Origin of the sequence: Macrococcoides goetzii, from assembly GCF_002742385.2 — a bacterium.
Taxonomy (GTDB): domain Bacteria; phylum Bacillota; class Bacilli; order Staphylococcales; family Staphylococcaceae; genus Macrococcoides; species Macrococcoides goetzii.
Map to the genome: position 1 here is coordinate 35,944 of NZ_MJBI02000001.1, position 18,361 is coordinate 54,304.

Consider the following 18,361-nt stretch of genomic DNA (forward strand, 5'->3'; position numbering starts at 1 on the left):
TTTATGCCTCCTCTTCCTCGTCACCCCAAATTGTGTCATACACGATATCTACTAAATTGGCACGTGTAATAACACCTAATAATCTATCTTGTTTATCCAGTACAGGGATGACGCGTATGTTTCTTTTCAGTATCGTTCGAACAGTATCCTGAAGGTAAACCCCGGTACGTACGAAGTATACTTTATGGTTCATAATGCGCGATAAGCTTAAATGTTTTTTATGTGCTTCCGATAAGTCTTCAATATCAACATAACCGACAAGTACATTTTGATCATCAACAACAAACAGTGTATCTACACGTTTTGATCGCATTAAATTAATTGCTTCACCAATCGATTTTTCTGGAGTGATAGATATTGGTTGATGCATTGCTTCATCAACTGTTTTAATATTTGGCGTTGTTTGGATTAATCTGTTTTCTCCAATGAAATCTTTTACGAAATCGTTTGCCGGATTGCGTAATATGTTATTTGGCGTGTCAATCTGAATCACTTCACCATGGCTCATTATCACGATTCTATCCGCAAGTTTAATCGCTTCGTCCATATCATGCGTTACCATAATGAATGTTTTATTAAATTTGACTTGCAGTTCTTTTACTAAATCCTGAAGGGTATCTCGTGTAATAGGGTCTAATGCTCCAAAAGGTTCGTCCATTAAAATGATTTCCTGATCTGCAGCGAGTGCGCGGATGACACCAATACGTTGTTGCTGACCACCTGAAAGTTGAGATGGATACATATCGAGATAAGTTACGGGAAGGTCTACAAGTTGAATCAATTCTTCTGCCTTTTTATTTTTGTCTTCTTCTGACCATTTGAGAAGTTTAGGAACAAGTGTAATATTTTCACGGATTGTCATATGAGGGAGTAAGCCAATTTGCTGAATAACATAACCGATATTTCTGCGTAATTGTACGGGGTTCATATCTTTAATGTTTTTTCCGTTCAATACAATTGAACCACTTGTCGGTTCAATCATGCGGTTAATCATGCGCATTGCGGTCGTCTTACCTGAACCAGAAGTTCCGATGAAGGCGATAAACTCACCTTTCTCGATTGTCATATCTAGTTTGTTGACTGCCTTTTTTCCGCCTCGATATACTTTCGAGACATTGTTGATTTCTAACATAATGTCACCTCTAATTGTTGTTTTTGCAAGATAAATATATTTGTTTATGATTAAATCCCGCTCATTAAGTTTGTTTACCCTATTTTTTGATAATATATATATAAAAGGAGGAACTTTTTATGAAAATTGCAATAATAGGTACGGGTGTAGCGGGTGTAAGTGTCCTGAAATACTTATCAAAAAATAAATTAGATGACTTCAAGATGATTTGTTTCGATGATCAGAAATATTTAGGAAACGGTCGTGCGTTTCAATATGATGATCCGGAGTTACTTATGAATTATCCAGGTAATTTAATTAGTATGAAGCCAAATAAACCAGATGATTTTGTAAAGTGGATTGCTAAGCATGATGATACGATTCAATTAGATATTCATAAAGAAGATGATGAAAATAAATCTCACAATCAATATTATTCAAGACAGTTATTCGGTAAATATATGACAGATCATTTCGAGAAATTTGCTAAGAAGAAAAACGTCAAGATTGTCAGTAATCATGTAAGAAATATTGAGCAGATTGATAACGGATATCTTGTCTCAACACAGGATGAGTCATTTGAAGTCGATGCTGTGTTTTTATCACCGGGTCAGTTCGGTCCGATGGATCCGTATCAACTGATTGATACGCCGAATTATTTCAAATGGCCATACCCGTTAAATCGTATAAAGATTGAACCGGAAAAAGATTATGCGGTCATCGGTTCCGGCTTATCGGCAGTAGATATTGTGCGTTATTTTACACCGGAATTAAAAACGAAGCTTTATCTTGTGAGTAGGGATGGTAAAGTACAATCTGTACGTGGTGAGATGGCAGAAATAACATTTAAATATATAACGTTATCTCAATTAGAGAAAATAAAATCAAAGCATAATGGCTTCCTGCCTTTAACAGAATTAAAAGCTTTATTTGATAAAGAAGTTGAATATCATAACATTAACGCGGATAAATTATTTAATGTAAGTCGTGTAAACCCATTGCGTGCGATGACATTTGATTTAGCAAATCCTAAAGAAGTCGGATACCTTCAATCTTTCGTCTTAGAATTAACAAGAACAGCGCCTTTAATCTGGCCATTTATGACGAAGTCAGATAAACAATATTATAAGGTTCATTATGCAGATGTGATTACTGCCTATTCAAATCCAATGCCGGAAGCTACAGCAAAAGCGATGATTGAAGGCATTAACAACAATACAATTGAAATTTTAAGTGATATGACTTCAGTTGAATATAAATATAATAAATATAGAATTCATACGAAGCATGAAGAAATTCGCGTACATTATGTGATTAATGCAACTGGACCAGCGAAAGATTATAAAGATGCGATTGAACCTAATCAACTTATCGACAATCTTGTGGATCAAAACTTGTTGATTACCCATCCAGATGGTGGTTTTTATGTAACACCAGTCAATAATGAAGTGATAAGTGCAAAAGGTAAGTTAGAGCATTTTTATTTACTTGGCCAAAAATCAGGTGGTGTCAATATTTATAACAATGGCATCGTTGAACTTGCTGAAGAAGCGAAACGTGTTGTTAAAGGCTTTGTACAACGTACGAAGGGGGAATAGTGGTGTATACAAAGGGCGATGAACAATTATGGACTGGTAGAATTGATGATACTGAAAAAAAAGAACATTTTAGAAATTTTCAGGTTACTGATGTAGTTAATCTTAAAGGAATAGATGATAATCGTGAAAATGAGCAGATTAAAGAACATACAGCTCAATACGATGTGGGCATACTTGGATATGCTGTTGACCGAGGTGTGTATTTAAATCAAGGTCGCGTGGGAGCACAACAGGGACCGGACGCAATAAGAGAAAAATTTGGCAATATGGCTTTGATGAACGATATAACGATTGGTGACTTTGGGAATATATCGACTGATGAAACCTATGTTGAAAACGTGCAAACTGAATATGCGCATATGATTAAGAAAAGCCATTCACTTGCGAAGTTTCATTTGTTATTAGGTGGAGGTCATGATATTTCATATGCGCATTACAAAGGATTAAGACAGATTTATCCACATCAATCCATTGGTGTAATTAATATTGATGCGCATTTCGATTTACGTGATGCAAAACATGCAACAAGTGGCACAGGGTTTAAGCAGATTATAGATGAAGATCCTGAAGCAGGTTATCTCGTACTTGGCATTCAGCAAGCAGGAAATACGCAGCATCTGTTTAATATTGCTAATGATCGTGGTGTTGAATATGTGCTCGCTGAACATATTGATCAGGACAGTACTAACGAACGCATCGCATCATTTATTGATAAATATGATGTCATTATGCTTACGTTATGTCTCGATGTTATTGATAGCGCATATGCACCAGGCGTTAGTGCTCCTTGTAGCTTTGGATTAAGTCCAAAGCAGGTTTTACGATTAATTTTAGAAGTATTGAAGTATGATAAAACGCAACATATCAGTATCGCTGAAATGAATCCGAAATATGATATTGACGGACGTACTGCTAAAATGGTCGGTCATATTATGTTTCGTATGCTGCATCGAAATTCCAATATTGAATAAACCTATCAATTAAAGAAAGTACTCTGGATGAGTGCTTTCTTTTTTTGTGATAGTTGATGTAAATCGTACGATTAATTGTTGGCTCAATTTTATGCGCAGTGAGTTGATTTGCATTAAAGGATTGATAATATATTTTAGGAACAACTGCATATCCTAAACCGTCATGCACAAAATTAGAAGCAGTATCGAAACGGTCGACTTCCATGACAATATTTGGTCTAATTGCATGACGATTAAAATAATCGTTTAAATGTTGTCTAACTTGAAATGATTCATTCGGTAATATTAACGGTAGTTGGTCTAATGTAACTACTTTATCCGCCAAATCTTTTTGATTTCCTAAAATAATATATTCTTCAGTGTATAGAGGTAGGGATTCAATCGCTTCATCATTGATCAACTCATTTGTAATTGCAATATCCACATCATAGTTCATCAATGTTTTTAAAGAATCTCTGACCGAAAGAATTTCTTTAATTTGATATCGCTGTGATTCAAATTGATTTGCGTGATTTTTGACGACTTGTGATACCCATCGATTTGTTGACTCCAATATAGCGATCTTTATTTTAGGGAAATCACTCTCGTTCAAATCATACATCTTTTCAACAGTATGGTGATAAGCTTTGACAATTTCTTTTGAATACTGATAGAACAATATGCCTTTTTCAGTAATTTTGATTGCTTTTGTCGAACGTGTAAGAAGTGCATATCCTAATTCTTGTTCTAATTTTTTAATTGCTGTTGTTAACGATGGTTGAGCGATGTGAAGATATTCTGCAGCACGCGTGAAACTATTGTGTTCTACAACGGCGATAAAATATTCAAAATGCAGGATTTTCATATAATCTCCTCTTATTTATAGATTTAAGCTATTAATTATTAGTTTATTAATATTAGATATCTATATGATACCAAATTATAATGAAAATGTAGATAGAATATTCAGAAAATGAGGGGGATGTAGATGTGGAGGTTTTATGTTTATAGCATCATAGGCATTATATGTTTCTTTATTCCAATCACGATTGGGGAAAATAATACGATTATTATCGATCATATCGTGAATTGGCTAAAGGTGAGTTTAGCACCTGTTCTACCTTATTATGTATTGCTTTTAATTACGATTGGAGCGATTTATCCGTTTATTAAAGGGAGCTGGAATAAGAGCTTAACTGATCTGTCATTTACAATATTTAAGATTTTAGGTGTAATCGTTGGTTTCATGGTTGTATTTAAAGTGGGTCCAGAATTTGTTTTACTACCTGATTTAGGACCATTTTTATTTGAAAAATTAGCGATACCGTTAAGTTTATTGATTCCGATAGGATCGGTATTTCTCTCTTTACTTGTTGGTTATGGATTACTTGAATTTATCGGTGTACTTTGTAGAAAGTTTATGAGACCTCTATTTAATACTCCGGGTAAATCAGCTGTTGATGCTGTAGCTTCATTTGTTGGTAGTTATTCAATCGGATTGATGATTACTAATAAAGTATATAAAGAAGGACATTATACACATAAAGAAGCTGTTATCATCGCAACCGGGTTCTCAACTGTATCTGCAACTTTCATGATTATCGTTGCAAAAACATTAGGAATAATGGACCACTGGAATTTATTTTTCTGGAGTACATTGGTTATCACTTTTATAGTGACTGCGATCACTGTACATATTCCGCCGATTAAATTTGAGTCGAATAAAACATATAATGATATTCCTTATAAAGAGGAGATAAGTAAAGAGATGCCTTTATTGAAAGAAGCATATTTAGAAGCAAAAGAGGCCATAAAGCATGCGAATACATTACTACAAAACATCATTATTAACATTAAAGATGGTGTGGTCATGACGATGGCGATTATGCCTTCAATCATGTCGATTGGACTTCTGGGTTTACTCGTAGCGAAGTATACACCAATTATTAAATATGCATCATTAATATTCTATCCGATATTATCATTATTCCCTGGTATTGACGTACCTGTTCTTGCTGAAGCTTCTACACTTTCAATTATTGAAATGTTATTACCGGCAGCAATATCTCAGGATGCAGATTTGATAACGAGATTTACGACAGGTGTTATGAGTATTTCGGCAATTATTTTCTTCTCAAGTGTAGTACCAGTTATCGTTTCTACTGATATTAAGATTCCAATTTGGAAACTGGTAGTAATCTGGTTTGAAAGAGTCGTATTAACATTATTAATAACAATTCCATTTGCATTATTTATTTTTTAATATAATAGGAGGATTTAAAGATGAGAAATATTAGAGCAAAGAAAGGTTTAGAGATTGAGTGTAAAGGATGGGAGCAGGAAGCTGTTCTTCGTATGTTATATAATAATTTAGATCCAGAGGTAGCAGAACATCCAGAGAATTTAGTTGTCTACGGTGGTATCGGTAAAGCAGCGCGTAACTGGGAAAGTTTTGATGCAATCGTTGAAAGCTTACGCAACTTAGAGAAAGATGAAACTTTACTTGTACAGTCTGGTAAACCTGTCGCAGTGTTTAAAACGCACGATCAGGCACCACGTGTCCTGTTATCAAACTCAGTATTAGTACCTAAATGGGCAAACTGGGAACATTTCAATGAACTAGATAAGAAAGGACTAATGATGTACGGTCAGATGACTGCAGGAAGCTGGATTTATATTGGTTCTCAAGGTATTGTGCAAGGAACTTATGAAACGTTCGGTGAACTTGCAAACCAGCATTTTAATGGTGATTTAAAAGGTACGATCACTTTAACTGCAGGTCTTGGTGGTATGGGTGGTGCGCAACCTTTAGCAGTAACGATGAATGGTGGTGTTGTGATCGGTATCGATGTTGATGAGTCACGTATCGATAAGCGTATTGAAACACGTTATTGTGATGTAAAGACACATGACGTAGATGAAGCTATTCGTTTAGCGAATGAAGCAAAAGCAAAAGGTGAAGCGTTATCCATCGGTTTAGTAGGAAATGCTGTTGATGTCTATAAAGCATTACTTGAAAAAGATTTCAAAGTTGATATTGTAACTGACCAAACGTCAGCACACGATCCGTTAAATGGTTACGTACCTGTTGAATATTCACTGGAAGAAACAATTGAGTTACGTAAGACAAATCCTGAAGAAGTTGTACGTTTAGCGAAGCAATCGATGGCAAAACACGTAGAATACATGCTTGAATATAAAAAGCGTGGTGCTGTCGCATTCGATTATGGAAACAATATTCGACAAGTTGCTTTTGATGAAGGGGTTAAAGATGCATTCAGCTTCCCTGGATTCGTGCCTGCTTATATTCGACCGCTATTCTGTGAAGGTAAAGGACCTTTCCGTTTCGCAGCATTAAGTGGTGACCCAAAAGATATTGAACGTGCAGATGAAGAGATGAGAAAGCTATTTCCGGATAATAAGAAATTGATGCGCTGGTTAGATTTAGCTAGTGAGAAGATTGCGTTCCAGGGATTACCTTCTCGTATCGCTTGGCTTGGCTATGGTGAACGCGCTAAAATGGGATTAGCATTAAATAAACTTGTTGAGACAGGTGAAATTTCTGCACCAATCGTAATTGGTCGTGACCATTTAGATTCAGGTAGTGTTGCAAGTCCAAACCGTGAAACTGAAAGCATGCAAGATGGTAGTGATGCAGTTGGTGACTGGGCAGTACTGAACGCTTTAATTAACACTGCAGCAGGTGGATCATGGATTTCATTCCATCATGGTGGTGGTGTAGGAATGGGTTACTCATTACATGCAGGAATGGTTGTTGTGGCTGATGGTACGAAGAATGCTGAAGAACGATTACAACGTGTGTTAACAACTGATCCAGGTATGGGTGTAGTGAGACACGTAGATGCAGGCTACGATATTGCGATTGATGTTGCGAAAGAAAAAGGTATCAATGTACCGATGTTAGAAAAATAAAATAGTTCAATACAGATATTAAGATATAAATATATATTTGAAAGGATGTCAAAAATGAACGATATTATCATTCAGAATATTAGTGAACTGATCTTACCAAAGAAGACAGAAAAGCCGCTTAAAGGTGCTGAACTTGCTGAGCTAAAAGTAATTGAAAATGGTACAGTTGTGATAAAAGATGGCAAGATTATATATGCTGGTGAATTTAGCGAAGACTTTGAGGCTAAAGAGACGATCGATGGAACGCACAAAACTGTGTCTCCTGCACTTGTTGATGCCCATACACATTTAGTACATGGTGGTTCACGTGAACATGAGATGAGTTTAAAGCGTCAAGGTGTTTCTTATCTTGAAATTTTAGAACAAGGTGGCGGTATTCATTCAACTGTGAAAGCCACGCGTGAAGCATCTGAAGAAGAACTATTCGAGAAAGCTGAACATGAATTACTACGAATGATTCATCACGGTGTATTAAGTGTAGAAAGCAAGAGTGGATATGGCTTATCTTTAGAACATGAGTTAAAGCAACTGCGTGTATCTAAACGTCTTCAGGAGAAATACGGCATCAATATGAAACACACATATCTTGGACCGCACGCTGTACCAAAAGATAAAGATAGTGAAACATTTATTGATGAATGTATTAAAGATTTACAGGAAGTTAAGGATATAGCAGATTTTGCAGATATTTTCTGTGAGACAGGTGTATTTACAATAGAGCAGTCTCGTAAATATATGCAGGCAGCAAAAGCGGCTGGTTTACCAGTTAAGATTCATGCAGATGAAATCGACCCGTTAGGTGGCTTAGAGTTAGCGATAGAAGAAGAAGCAATTAGTGCTGATCACCTTGTTGCAGCAAGCGAAAAAGGTAAGCAGATGTTAAATGATAGTGATACAGTAGCTGTATTATTACCAGGAACGACTTTCTATTTAAATAAAGAAGAATATGCAGATGCTCGCGGCATGTTAGACAACAATGGTGCAATTGCAATCGCAACAGATTATAATCCGGGAAGCTGTGTTACAAGTAATTTGCAGATGGTAATGAGTATAGCAGGACTTAAGTTGAAGTTATCACCAAAAGAAATCTGGAATGCAGTAACGATTAACGCAGCGAAAGCAATCGGTATTGACGCAGGGACGATCGATGCTGGTGATGCAGCGAATCTGGTCATCTGGCATGCAAAGAATCATGAATATATTCCTTATCATTATGGTGTGAATCATGCAGAAAAAGTAATCCATAACGGTAAAGTGATTGTTAATAACCAATTTAAATTATAATTTCAGAGCACTCTATCAATTGATAGAGTGCATTATTTTTTGATGAAATAAATTATTTGCATTGATTTTTCATACAATCTTCGCTATGATGAAATTGTCTTAATTGACAGACAAGTTAATAACTATTCTTTCGGGGCAGGGTGAAATTCCCAACCGGCGGTGATAGTCCGTGAGCTGATAATATATATTTGATGCTGATTCTGTGAAACTCAGAAACCGACAGTATAGTCTGGATGGGAGAAAGAATAAGGTGCCATTTTGATGGTTTATTTGTTGATGCATAAATTCTACGAATACTATTATCATGGTCTTATTTATTGAACCTAAAATACACATGCCCAAATCCTTTGATTTGGGCATTTTTTTATAGGAGATGAATAATAACTTGTATTTAGATAAAGCATTTGAACTTGTAAAATGGACAGATGGTCAAACAGGCAGTAATCCTGCTGTAGGTTGTATTGTTGTAAAAGATAATAGAATTGTAGGTATTGGTGCACATCTTACGGAAGGTGAAGCACACGCAGAAGTGAATGCACTCAATATGGCTGGTGAACATGCAAACGGTGCTACGCTTTATTGTACACTTGAACCGTGTAGTCATTTTGGTAAGACACCGCCATGTACACAAAAGATTATTGATAGTGGTATTAAACGCGTTGTCTTTGCAGTGCGTGATGAATCACTGCATTCTGGTATCGATGATATGAAAGCACACGGCATCGTTGTAGAACAAGAATATATAAGTGAAATTTACGACTATTATCAGCCATTTTTTAAAGCGAAGCTGCACAAATCACCTTATACGATATTAAAGATGGGTGTAACGCTTGATGGTAAGACCGCAGATGATAGGGATGTTAGTCAGTGGATTACTAATGACGCATCAAGAAATCATGCACACCGTGTGCGTTATGCCAATGATGCCATACTTGTAGGCTACAATACATACAAACATGACCAGCCAACACTGGATAGTAGAAACTATAAAGATAAATGGATCAGGAAAGTTGTTATTTCTAAAGGATTATTCGAGTTGAATGATAAAGATGATAACGATTATGATAAGTCACGATTAATCGTTGTGACGACAACTGAACAGTCGATTGATGGTGTTACGGTAATTGTACTCACTGATCTACATCCTGAAACCATTTTAGAATCATTATATTTACATAAAATTAACCGCATAATTATAGAAGGCGGTATGCAGACGATTCGTTCGTTTGTAACTGCCAGAACTTTTGATGAAATACACCAGTATATTGCCCCGAAAATTTTAGGTGGATCCTCAAAACATCAGTTTTTAACAACTGATCAACCTTCACAAATGTCAGAAATTACTGACCTTTCTCTTGTCTCTGTTAAGACTTTCGACCAGGATGTATTACTGATTTACAGAAAGGATGATGTTGATGTTTACAGGCATCATTGAAGAAGTTGGTGTCATAGCACAACTGAATAAACAGGGAGATACTACCTTTATGACGATTGAGTGTAATCGTATTATAGAAGACATGCACATAGGTGATTCAATCAGTGTGAACGGTGTATGTCTTACAGTCACAGCCTTTAATCAATCGAGCTTCAATGTGGATATATTAGAAGATACGCGTGCTATTACGTTGTTTCGAAATATGAAGCAAGGTACAAAGGTAAATTTAGAACGTGCATTATTACCGACAACAAGGCTTGGTGGTCACTTTGTAAGCGGTCATGTCGATACGAGTCTCGTTGTAGAAAGCGTAAAACACATGGAAAAGACAATGCAATTAAAGCTCAGACTTCCAGATGAATTTCGTAAATTTGTTATACCGAAAGGCTCGATCGCAGTTAATGGTATATCATTAACGATATTTAAATTAAATCATGCAATTGAGCTGAATATTATACCTGAAACGGTAAGAAGTACGATGCTGTCAGAACTTAAATCAGGTGATAAAGTACATATTGAATTCGATATGTTAGGAAAGTATATATTGAACAGTAAACAAGAAGAAAGTGGTCTTTCTTTATCTAAATTGGAGATGATGATGTAATGTTTGATGCTATTGAAAGTGCATTAGAAGATTTAAAGGCAGGTAAGCCAATTATCGTGGTCGACAATGAAGATCGTGAAAATGAAGGTGATCTTGTAGCGATAACAGATTTTATGACTGAAGATACGATAAATTTTATGATTACACATGCTCGAGGATTGGTGTGTGCACCAATATCTGCAGCGTTAAATGAGCGCTTGAATTTACAGCCGATGACATATAATAATCAGGATCCAAGTAAAACTGCATTTACCATTAGTATCGACCATGTTTCAACGACCACAGGTATCAGTGCATTTGAAAGATATTGTACAGTGAAGGCATTGGCGGACCCAAATGTTACATTGAGTGACTTCAATCAACCGGGACATGTATTCCCGTTAATTGCTAAACCGAACGGTGTCCTTGAACGTGTCGGACATACAGAAGCATGTGTAGATTTAGCAAAACTTTGTGGTGCAAGTGAGACAGGTGTTATCTGTGAAATTATTAAAGATGACGGAACGATGGCAAGAAGAGATGATCTTGCAATATATAAAGATGAACATCGATTAAAGATGATAACTATTGCCGATTTAGTTGAGTATATAAAACGTGAAAAGCCACTCGTAACACGCGAAGCTAAAGTAAATATGCCAACTGAATTTGGTGAATTTACGATGTATGGATTTAGTGAAATCTATAGCGATAAAGAACACGTTGTATATGTAAAGGACTATAAGGGTGTTCCTGATATTCGAATACATTCTGAATGTCTGACAGGTGATGTGTTCCACAGTAAGCGATGTGACTGCGGGATACAACTAGAAAAAGGCATGCAACATGTTGAAGAAAATGGCGGTATTTTAATCTATTTACGACAAGAAGGTCGAGGTATCGGACTGATCAATAAACTTAAAGCATACGAAAAGATTGAACAAGGACTTGATACAGTCGAAGCAAACCATGCATTAGGATTTGATAGTGATATGCGTGATTATGCCGTAGCTGCTTCAATATTAAAAGATTTAGGTGTAGGTAAAGTAAATCTGATGTCAAATAATCCAAGAAAGATTAACGGATTAATCAAATATGGCATAGAAGTTGAAACAAGAATTCCACATCAATTTCAAAGCAATGCGATAAATAAACACTATTTAGAAACGAAAAAAGAAAAATTAGGACATTTACTGGAGGAGAAATTAATATGAACTATAGTGCACAATTAACAGGACAAGGCTTGAAGATTGCGATTGTTACATCAAGATTTAATCATTTTATAACAGACCGTTTAACAGAAGGTGCGGTTGACACTTTAGAAAGACATGGTGTTGATAGTGAGAATATTGACACTTTCTTAGTACCAGGCGCGTTTGAATTACCGTTTATCGCGAGTAAACTCGCACAAAAGAAAAAATACGATGCAATCATTACTTTAGGATGTGTGATACGAGGTGCGACAACACACTATGATTACGTATGTAATGAAGCAGCAAAAGGGATTGCTAAAGCTGGAGAATATGGAATACCAGTAATATTTGGTGTAGTTACAACTGAAACAATCGAACAGGCGATTGAAAGAGCAGGTACGAAAGCAGGCAATAAAGGTGGAGAAGCGGCAATCGGTGCTATAGAAATGGCAAATCTTAATAAGATGGTTGAATCTATCTAGTGTGAAATTGGTGAAACCCCAATTTGGTGGGCGAAATCTGTTGCGAAATTGGTGAAACCCCAATTTGGTGGGCGAAATCTGTTGCGAAATTGGTGATCCCCCAATTTCATGCCTGAAATCTCATCCGAAATTGGCGAACTCCCAATTTCACGCTCGAAATCACACCCGAAATTGGCGAACTCCCAATTTCATAATCTCAAAAACAAAAAAAGACCGTGAACACTATCTTGTTCACGGTCTTCAAACGATTATTTCTTAAATAATTTTCTTAATACTACAAGTCCGGCTAATGCAGATCCAGCAACAATCGCACCACGCTCTACTTCAGGTGTAACGATTGATTTATAAACTAATTGTAAGTTTTGTGGACGTTCTGCTAAACGTCTCATAAAGTAACCGTACCAGTCTTCACCGTAAGGAACATACGTACAGAAGTTGTAACCAGAGTTTGCGATTTCAACTTGTAACTCAGAACGGAATCCATATAACATCTGGAATTCGATTAAGTCTTTATTTAAGTTATGTTGCGCGATAAACTTCTTCACGTGATCGATAATATTATGATCGTGTGTTGCAATTGAAGTCATTGCTTTAGCGTTTAATAAACGTTGTTCGATAATTTTAATGTAGTTTGCATCGATATCTTCTTTAGATTGGTAAGCAACAGATGCATCTTCTTTATAAGCACCTTTAACTAAACGTAAACGTACATCTTTATATTTCTCGATTTCTTCAGTTGCACGGAATAAGTAAGCTTGAATTACTGTACCAACATTCTTAAATTCACCTTTTAATCGATCTAACATTTCAAAAGTTTGAACTGTATGATTGTAGTCTTCAGTATCCATGTTGATGTGCATGTTACCACACTCATGTGCTTTTAAAAGAATTTCACGTACATTTTCGTAACAGAATTCCGGATCTACATCTAAACCGATTTGTGTTAACTTGATAGACATATGTGCATCTACACCAGCATCATATAATGCCTGGATCATCGTTAATATATTGTTCTTTGCTGCTGTTGCTTCTTCTTTAGAGAAAACAAATTCACCTAAATTATCAACAGTTGCAGAAATGTTTTGTGCATTTAATGCACGAATTGATTCGATTGTTGTTTCAACATCAGTTCCAGCAACAACTTTGTTAGCACCTAATGCTAAACCATACTTCTTAGCGGCTTCATTTAAAGTTGCGTTCTCACTTAAAGCAATAAAAAAATCTCTTGATAATCCCATCTATTGTTCCTCCTTAATTATAGTAATCATCTGATTACAATCCCCTAATAGAATAATCATAATGAAAACGCTTTTAAAGGTCAAAGGAAAATTTAAATAATCATAAAAAATTAAGTATCATTTAACACTAAATTCACAAAAAATTCACTTTTAAAACAAAGAAAAAGCTTAGTCATTTGACTGAGCTTTCTTCATATCTGCGACGAATGTTTTTTCGATAGGTTCGTTACTAATTTCTATAAAATGGGGTAAAGCTAAAAAGATAGCTAAAACGATAATTAATTTTTTTATAAATTTCATAACGCGCCTCCTTCATATTTCAGTTTAAACTTTGAATGTGAAGAAGCAATGAATTATATGTAAAGTGTTGATATAGAAATTGTAAATAATAATAAGATAGATAATTATCGTATAATTGCTATAATGATATTAATTTACATAAAAGGGGTAAGACAGATGAGAGATTTAGGAATTTATTTTGGTACGTTCGCACCGTGTCATGTTGGACATCTGGAACAGATTATTAGAGCGAAACGTGAAAATGCGCATGCGTTAGTAATTGTTTCTGGATATGATGGTGATCGTGGTGATTTAGCAGGTATGAGTTTAACAAACCGTGTGAAAGCAATGCGTGAATTATTAAAGGATGACACGAATGTTACTGTTTTAACATTGGATGAAACGAATATTCCACGTTATCCTGACGGTTGGGGTCCATGGCTTGCTTTACTTCAGGAAAAGATTGAAACAGCAGCAAAAGAAAATGACTATGCGATGGAATCTGTAACATTTTATGTTGGTGAAGAAGAATATATTCAGCCGCTTGATGAGTATTTTAAAGGTGTATTCAAATCAAGCGACGTTCAGATTACGAAAGTGGATCGTCGTATCACTGGTATAAGCGGAACTTCTATTCGTGAGAATCCGATATTAAACTGGGATTTTGTAACGCGCCCATTCAGACGTTTCTTTGTACAGAATATATTGATTATCGGAACGGCAAGCACGGGTAAAACAACACTCGTACGAGATTTAGCACGTCGTTATTCTACTTCGTATTCATTAGAATATTCAAGAGAATATCAGACGACACGTCAGGTGCGTGATGATGAACTTGATATTAAAGACTTACATGCAATTGGAATCGGTCAGTTTGAACTGAATCGTAAGCATATTCATTCGCCAGGTACACGTAAAGTATTCTTTGCAGATACAGACGTGATGACAACAAAACTTTATACGAAATTATATGCACTACCAGAAGATTACGAAAAAATTGCACCGGTCTTCGATTATTATATTTCTTTACAGACATGGGCATTGATCATCGTATTACCTCCTACGACGCAGTACGTCGATGATGGTTTCCGTGATATGAGTATGGCGGATCAGAAAGCACGTCTTGATATGCATCAGATGTTCTTAGATGAAATAAAATATCAAGGACTGGAAGATAAGATGGTTGTGCTTAAAGGGGACAGCTTCCAGGAAAAATATGAAGAAGCACATCGTCTTGTAGATGAAATTTTAGCAGATGGAAAAGATAACTAAGGAGATGGGATATGTTTTTAATTAAAGACTTTAGAGGATTTACGAAATATGAAAAAATGTTCTTTGGGTTATTTCTATTAGCTCAAGTGGCTATTCTTGTATATTTCTTTATCAAAACGAAGGAAATTGACTGGATTAACGTCATAGCAAGTATTTCTGGTATCCTATGTGTGATCATGAGTGCGAAAGGTCGTTTAAGTACATTCCTATACGGTTTAATTCAGGTCATCACATATGGCTGGATCAGTTATCAGGCAAATTTAATGGGTGAAGTTTACTTACAGGTTGTATTTGGTGTATTCCAGTTTATCGGTTTATATGCATGGATTCGTAATATGCACACGTTAAGCACACCTAAAGTAGAAGTTCAGGAAGTTGATACGAAAGGTTTAACTGCTTTACAATGGGTCATTACTTTATTACTTGGCGGAGCTTTTTACTTCGCATTTGCTAAATATCTTGAAAGTATTAAGTCAGGTCAACCATTTCTTGATGCGTTAAATGTCAGTTTAAACTTAACAGGTCAAGTATTGATGTCACTTCGATTTAAAGAGCAATGGTTCTTCTGGATTGTTGTAAATATCGTATCTATTACACTTTGGGTGAGAAAAATGATGCATACAGGTGCAATCGATGCAACAGGTGTTACAATGGTTGTGATGTGGGTTGGATTCCTGATTAACAGTGTCTACGGTTACTACTACTGGAAGAAACTTCAGATTGAAACACAACAATAAATTTTTATTCTCTCTTATATTTATTAGGGAGAGTTTTTTATGTTTCATATATAATGGATAAAAAAGGGGAGAAACAGATGAAATTACAAAGTGTGATGCTTTATGTTAAAGATCAGTCGCAGGCGGTTAAGTTCTGGACTGAAGTGATGCAATTTGAAATCATTAATGAGTCAGCGCTAATGGAAGAATATAAATCTTATGAAATTGGTGCGACGAAAGAAAGTGAAACGACGATTGTGTTATTTGATAGAGCATTTATCGAAAAATATAGTCCTGGAGTAACACTTGATCCACCATCATTAATGTTTGAAGTAGATGATTTAGAAGCATTATATAATCGAATGAAGTCAATGGATGTAACAGTCGGTGAGCTTGTTGAGATGCCGACAGGTAAAGTATTCAACTTCTCAGATTTTGAAGGTAACTACTTTGCAGTAACACAAAAGCAATAATTTAAAAGACTCAGTTGAGTCTTTTTATTTTGATTTTTCATATAGGCGTTGTATATATAATGTAAGAGGTGACAATGATGGATAAATCAATAATCAAGGAAGAAATACTAAAAGCACATCACTTTAGACATGCTGCAAGAGAATATAATGAAGAGAAGATTCCTAAAGAGGATATGGATTTTATTCTGGAAGTGGCAAGACTTAGTCCATCTTCAGTGGGATTAGAGCCGTGGAGATTTGTTGTATTGGAGAATGAAGAAATAAAGAATAAGATTAGCGATGTAGCCTGGGGTGCAAAGAAACAACTGGCGACTGCAAGTCATTTCGTATTAATCTTAGCGCGTAAGGATGTACGTTATGATTCAGAGTATTTTATTGAGCATTTTAAGCGACGTCAACCAGATGAAGATAAATTAAAGCGTATGCTCTCAATCTATGAAGAATTTCAGACAGAACATATCGAAGTGGTAGATTCAGAGCGTACTCTATTTGACTGGTCAAGTAAACAGTCGTATATTGCGCTTGGGAATATGATGACTGCTGCTGCACAAATTGGTATTGATTCATGTCCGATAGAAGGGTTCGATTATCGTAAGGTGAATGCTATTTTAGAAGAAGCGGGAATCATCGATCGTCAGAAAGAAGGAATTTCCGTAATGGTTTCGTTTGGTTATCGTAAGTTGGACCCGCGACACGAAAAAGCAAGAAAATCTGTTGACGAAGTGATCACATGGTTCTAAATCAACGTCACTAGTCATTTGTAAATTCTTTGTAAATGTAACTGAGTAATCTTTAAATAATCTTAATATTGATTATTCCTTTTCAATGTTAGAATAAAAGGTGAATTATAAAGTATATCAATGAAGAGGTGTCTATATGTTTAAAGATATGGCGTATTATATTTTCGGTGGTTTAGATCCGTTTTTCCAATTATTTGTTTTTGAACCGATTGTTATTACAATTATCGCTGTAATTGTTGCAATGGTAACGAAAAAAGCGTGGTTAATGGGAATTGTAATTATTTTATTAAACTTAGTGGATAGTGCTATTGATGCAAACTTTGCTTTTGCTGCTGAAGGTATAGGTGCGGTAATAAGTCATACATTCACATATTTCTTTGCTAATTTCTTCTCAATGTTCTATGAGTTCGTATTCAGCTATATTATCGCTCGATTACCATTCATGCATAAGAAATTTGGAATTGCATAATTATTTTAAAAAAGGTGAAGCCGATTCGGCTTCACCTTTTTATTGTTTATGCGTTTCATGCATCGCTTTATATACTTTTGCTTTATCAGCATACTCCTGCTGGATGCGTGCCATATCTTGTTTATCTTCTTCCGTTAAAGCTCTTACTACTTTAGCTGGTCTGCCCATAGCGAGCATACCTGGTGGAATCTTTTTACCTTGTGTAAGCAAAGATCCTGCTCCTAAAAATGCACCTTCACCAATTTCGGCACCATCAAGAACTGTAGAATCCATTCCTACGAGTGCGCCTTTACGAATAATACTTGAATGAAGTGTGACGCGATGTCCAACCGTTACATTCTCTTCAATGATAAGTGGTGCATCCGGTGATTGATGGAGGCAGCATAGATCCTGGACATTTGAATGTTCTCCGATAACAACTGGACTGACATCTCCTCGGATTACTGTACCGTACCAGATTGAAGCATCCTTTGCGATTTTTACATCACCAGTTATCACTGCATTCGGTGCGATAAAGGCACTATCATCAATTTCAGGATACTTGCCATCATATTCATATAACATATTGTAACCACCTTTCTTAAGTTTTGATATAATAATAATATCAT

At 35.8% G+C, this 18,361-nt stretch carries 19 protein-coding genes and 1 riboswitch; of the genes, 14 read left to right on the forward strand and 5 right to left on the reverse strand.

Annotated features, from left to right (window positions below; all coding sequences use genetic code 11):
• Nucleotide 1: 1 nt before the first annotated feature.
• Entirely contained in the window at nt 2-1,132 is a 1,131-nt protein-coding gene (locus tag BFS35_RS00235; RefSeq protein WP_099579695.1) for a betaine/proline/choline family ABC transporter ATP-binding protein, read from the reverse strand.
• A gap of 119 nt (nt 1,133-1,251) precedes the next feature.
• Between BFS35_RS00235 and BFS35_RS00240 the strand changes: the two genes are divergently transcribed.
• Nucleotides 1,252-2,709 (forward strand): FAD/NAD(P)-binding protein, encoded by a 1,458-nt coding sequence (locus BFS35_RS00240; protein WP_099579697.1) that lies wholly within the window; start codon nt 1,252-1,254, stop codon nt 2,707-2,709.
• 2 nt (nt 2,710-2,711) lie between these two features.
• Nucleotides 2,712-3,680: a formimidoylglutamase gene (gene hutG / locus BFS35_RS00245; protein ID WP_099579699.1), complete on the forward strand. Its 969-nt coding sequence runs from the start codon at nt 2,712-2,714 to the stop codon at nt 3,678-3,680.
• Here the strand turns inward: hutG and BFS35_RS00250 are convergent.
• Nucleotides 3,640-4,524: a LysR family transcriptional regulator gene (locus BFS35_RS00250; protein ID WP_099579701.1), complete on the reverse strand. Its 885-nt coding sequence runs from the start codon at nt 4,522-4,524 to the stop codon at nt 3,640-3,642. The genes hutG and BFS35_RS00250 overlap by 41 nt on opposite strands.
• A gap of 123 nt (nt 4,525-4,647) precedes the next feature.
• On the opposite strand from BFS35_RS00250, the gene BFS35_RS00255 reads away from it, so the two are divergent.
• From BFS35_RS00255 to ribH, 7 genes are all read left to right on the forward strand, one after another.
• Entirely contained in the window at nt 4,648-5,922 is a 1,275-nt protein-coding gene (locus BFS35_RS00255) for a YjiH family protein (protein WP_099579703.1), read from the forward strand.
• Between the two features lie 20 nt (nt 5,923-5,942).
• A complete protein-coding gene (hutU, locus tag BFS35_RS00260) occupies nt 5,943-7,592 on the forward strand; it encodes a urocanate hydratase (protein ID WP_099579705.1) in 1,650 nt (549 codons plus the stop codon).
• A 54-nt stretch (nt 7,593-7,646) separates the two neighbouring features.
• Entirely contained in the window at nt 7,647-8,876 is a 1,230-nt protein-coding gene (hutI, locus tag BFS35_RS00265; protein ID WP_099579707.1) for an imidazolonepropionase, read from the forward strand.
• A gap of 122 nt (nt 8,877-8,998) precedes the next feature.
• Nucleotides 8,999-9,125: riboswitch (FMN riboswitch) on the forward strand.
• Between the two features lie 136 nt (nt 9,126-9,261).
• Nucleotides 9,262-10,311, forward strand: coding sequence for a bifunctional diaminohydroxyphosphoribosylaminopyrimidine deaminase/5-amino-6-(5-phosphoribosylamino)uracil reductase RibD (gene ribD, locus BFS35_RS00270; RefSeq protein WP_158554218.1), 1,050 nt, complete (start codon nt 9,262-9,264; stop codon nt 10,309-10,311).
• Entirely contained in the window at nt 10,292-10,915 is a 624-nt protein-coding gene (locus BFS35_RS00275; RefSeq protein WP_099579711.1) for a riboflavin synthase, read from the forward strand. The genes ribD and BFS35_RS00275 overlap by 20 nt, the downstream gene beginning before the upstream one ends.
• The gene (gene ribB, locus BFS35_RS00280) at nt 10,915-12,105 is read left to right on the forward strand and encodes a 3,4-dihydroxy-2-butanone-4-phosphate synthase (RefSeq protein ID WP_099579713.1); all 1,191 of its coding nucleotides are present in this window, start codon (nt 10,915-10,917) and stop codon (nt 12,103-12,105) included. The genes BFS35_RS00275 and ribB overlap by 1 nt, the downstream gene beginning before the upstream one ends.
• Complete coding sequence (ribH, locus tag BFS35_RS00285; RefSeq protein WP_099579715.1) at nt 12,102-12,566, forward strand: 6,7-dimethyl-8-ribityllumazine synthase; 465 nt, start codon at nt 12,102-12,104, stop codon at nt 12,564-12,566. Before ribB ends, ribH begins: the two co-directional genes overlap by 4 nt.
• 248 nt (nt 12,567-12,814) lie before the next feature.
• On the opposite strand, the gene BFS35_RS00290 is transcribed toward ribH, so the two are convergent.
• On the reverse strand, nt 12,815-13,804 hold the full coding sequence (locus tag BFS35_RS00290; RefSeq protein WP_099579717.1) for a proline dehydrogenase family protein: 990 nt from the start codon (nt 13,802-13,804) through the stop codon (nt 12,815-12,817).
• 168 nt (nt 13,805-13,972) lie between these two features.
• Nucleotides 13,973-14,104 carry a hypothetical protein gene (locus BFS35_RS14090; RefSeq protein WP_275068208.1) on the reverse strand — a complete coding sequence of 44 codons (132 nt, stop codon included), beginning with the start codon at nt 14,102-14,104 and terminating at the stop codon, nt 13,973-13,975.
• Nucleotides 14,105-14,260: 156 nt separating this feature from the next.
• Between BFS35_RS14090 and BFS35_RS00295 the strand changes: the two genes are divergently transcribed.
• The 5 genes from BFS35_RS00295 to BFS35_RS00315 all read left to right on the forward strand — a co-directional run bounded on the left by BFS35_RS00295 (nt 14,261) and on the right by BFS35_RS00315 (nt 17,753).
• Complete coding sequence (locus tag BFS35_RS00295) at nt 14,261-15,355, forward strand: AAA family ATPase (RefSeq protein WP_099579719.1); 1,095 nt, start codon at nt 14,261-14,263, stop codon at nt 15,353-15,355.
• An 11-nt stretch (nt 15,356-15,366) separates the two neighbouring features.
• Nucleotides 15,367-16,092 carry a nicotinamide riboside transporter PnuC gene (gene pnuC / locus BFS35_RS00300; protein ID WP_099579721.1) on the forward strand — a complete coding sequence of 242 codons (726 nt, stop codon included), beginning with the start codon at nt 15,367-15,369 and terminating at the stop codon, nt 16,090-16,092.
• Nucleotides 16,093-16,169: 77 nt separating this feature from the next.
• On the forward strand, nt 16,170-16,544 hold the full coding sequence (locus BFS35_RS00305; RefSeq protein ID WP_099579723.1) for a VOC family protein: 375 nt from the start codon (nt 16,170-16,172) through the stop codon (nt 16,542-16,544).
• Between the two features lie 74 nt (nt 16,545-16,618).
• Nucleotides 16,619-17,284, forward strand: a complete 666-nt coding sequence (locus BFS35_RS00310) for an NAD(P)H-dependent oxidoreductase (protein WP_331466694.1) — start codon at nt 16,619-16,621, stop codon at nt 17,282-17,284.
• A 136-nt stretch (nt 17,285-17,420) separates the two neighbouring features.
• A complete protein-coding gene (locus BFS35_RS00315; RefSeq protein WP_099579727.1) occupies nt 17,421-17,753 on the forward strand; it encodes a hypothetical protein in 333 nt (110 codons plus the stop codon).
• 39 nt (nt 17,754-17,792) lie between these two features.
• Here BFS35_RS00315 and BFS35_RS00320 read toward each other — a convergent pair whose 3' ends face one another.
• Nucleotides 17,793-18,317 (reverse strand): gamma carbonic anhydrase, encoded by a 525-nt coding sequence (locus BFS35_RS00320; protein ID WP_099579729.1) that lies wholly within the window; start codon nt 18,315-18,317, stop codon nt 17,793-17,795.
• Nucleotides 18,318-18,361: the final 44 nt, after the last annotated feature.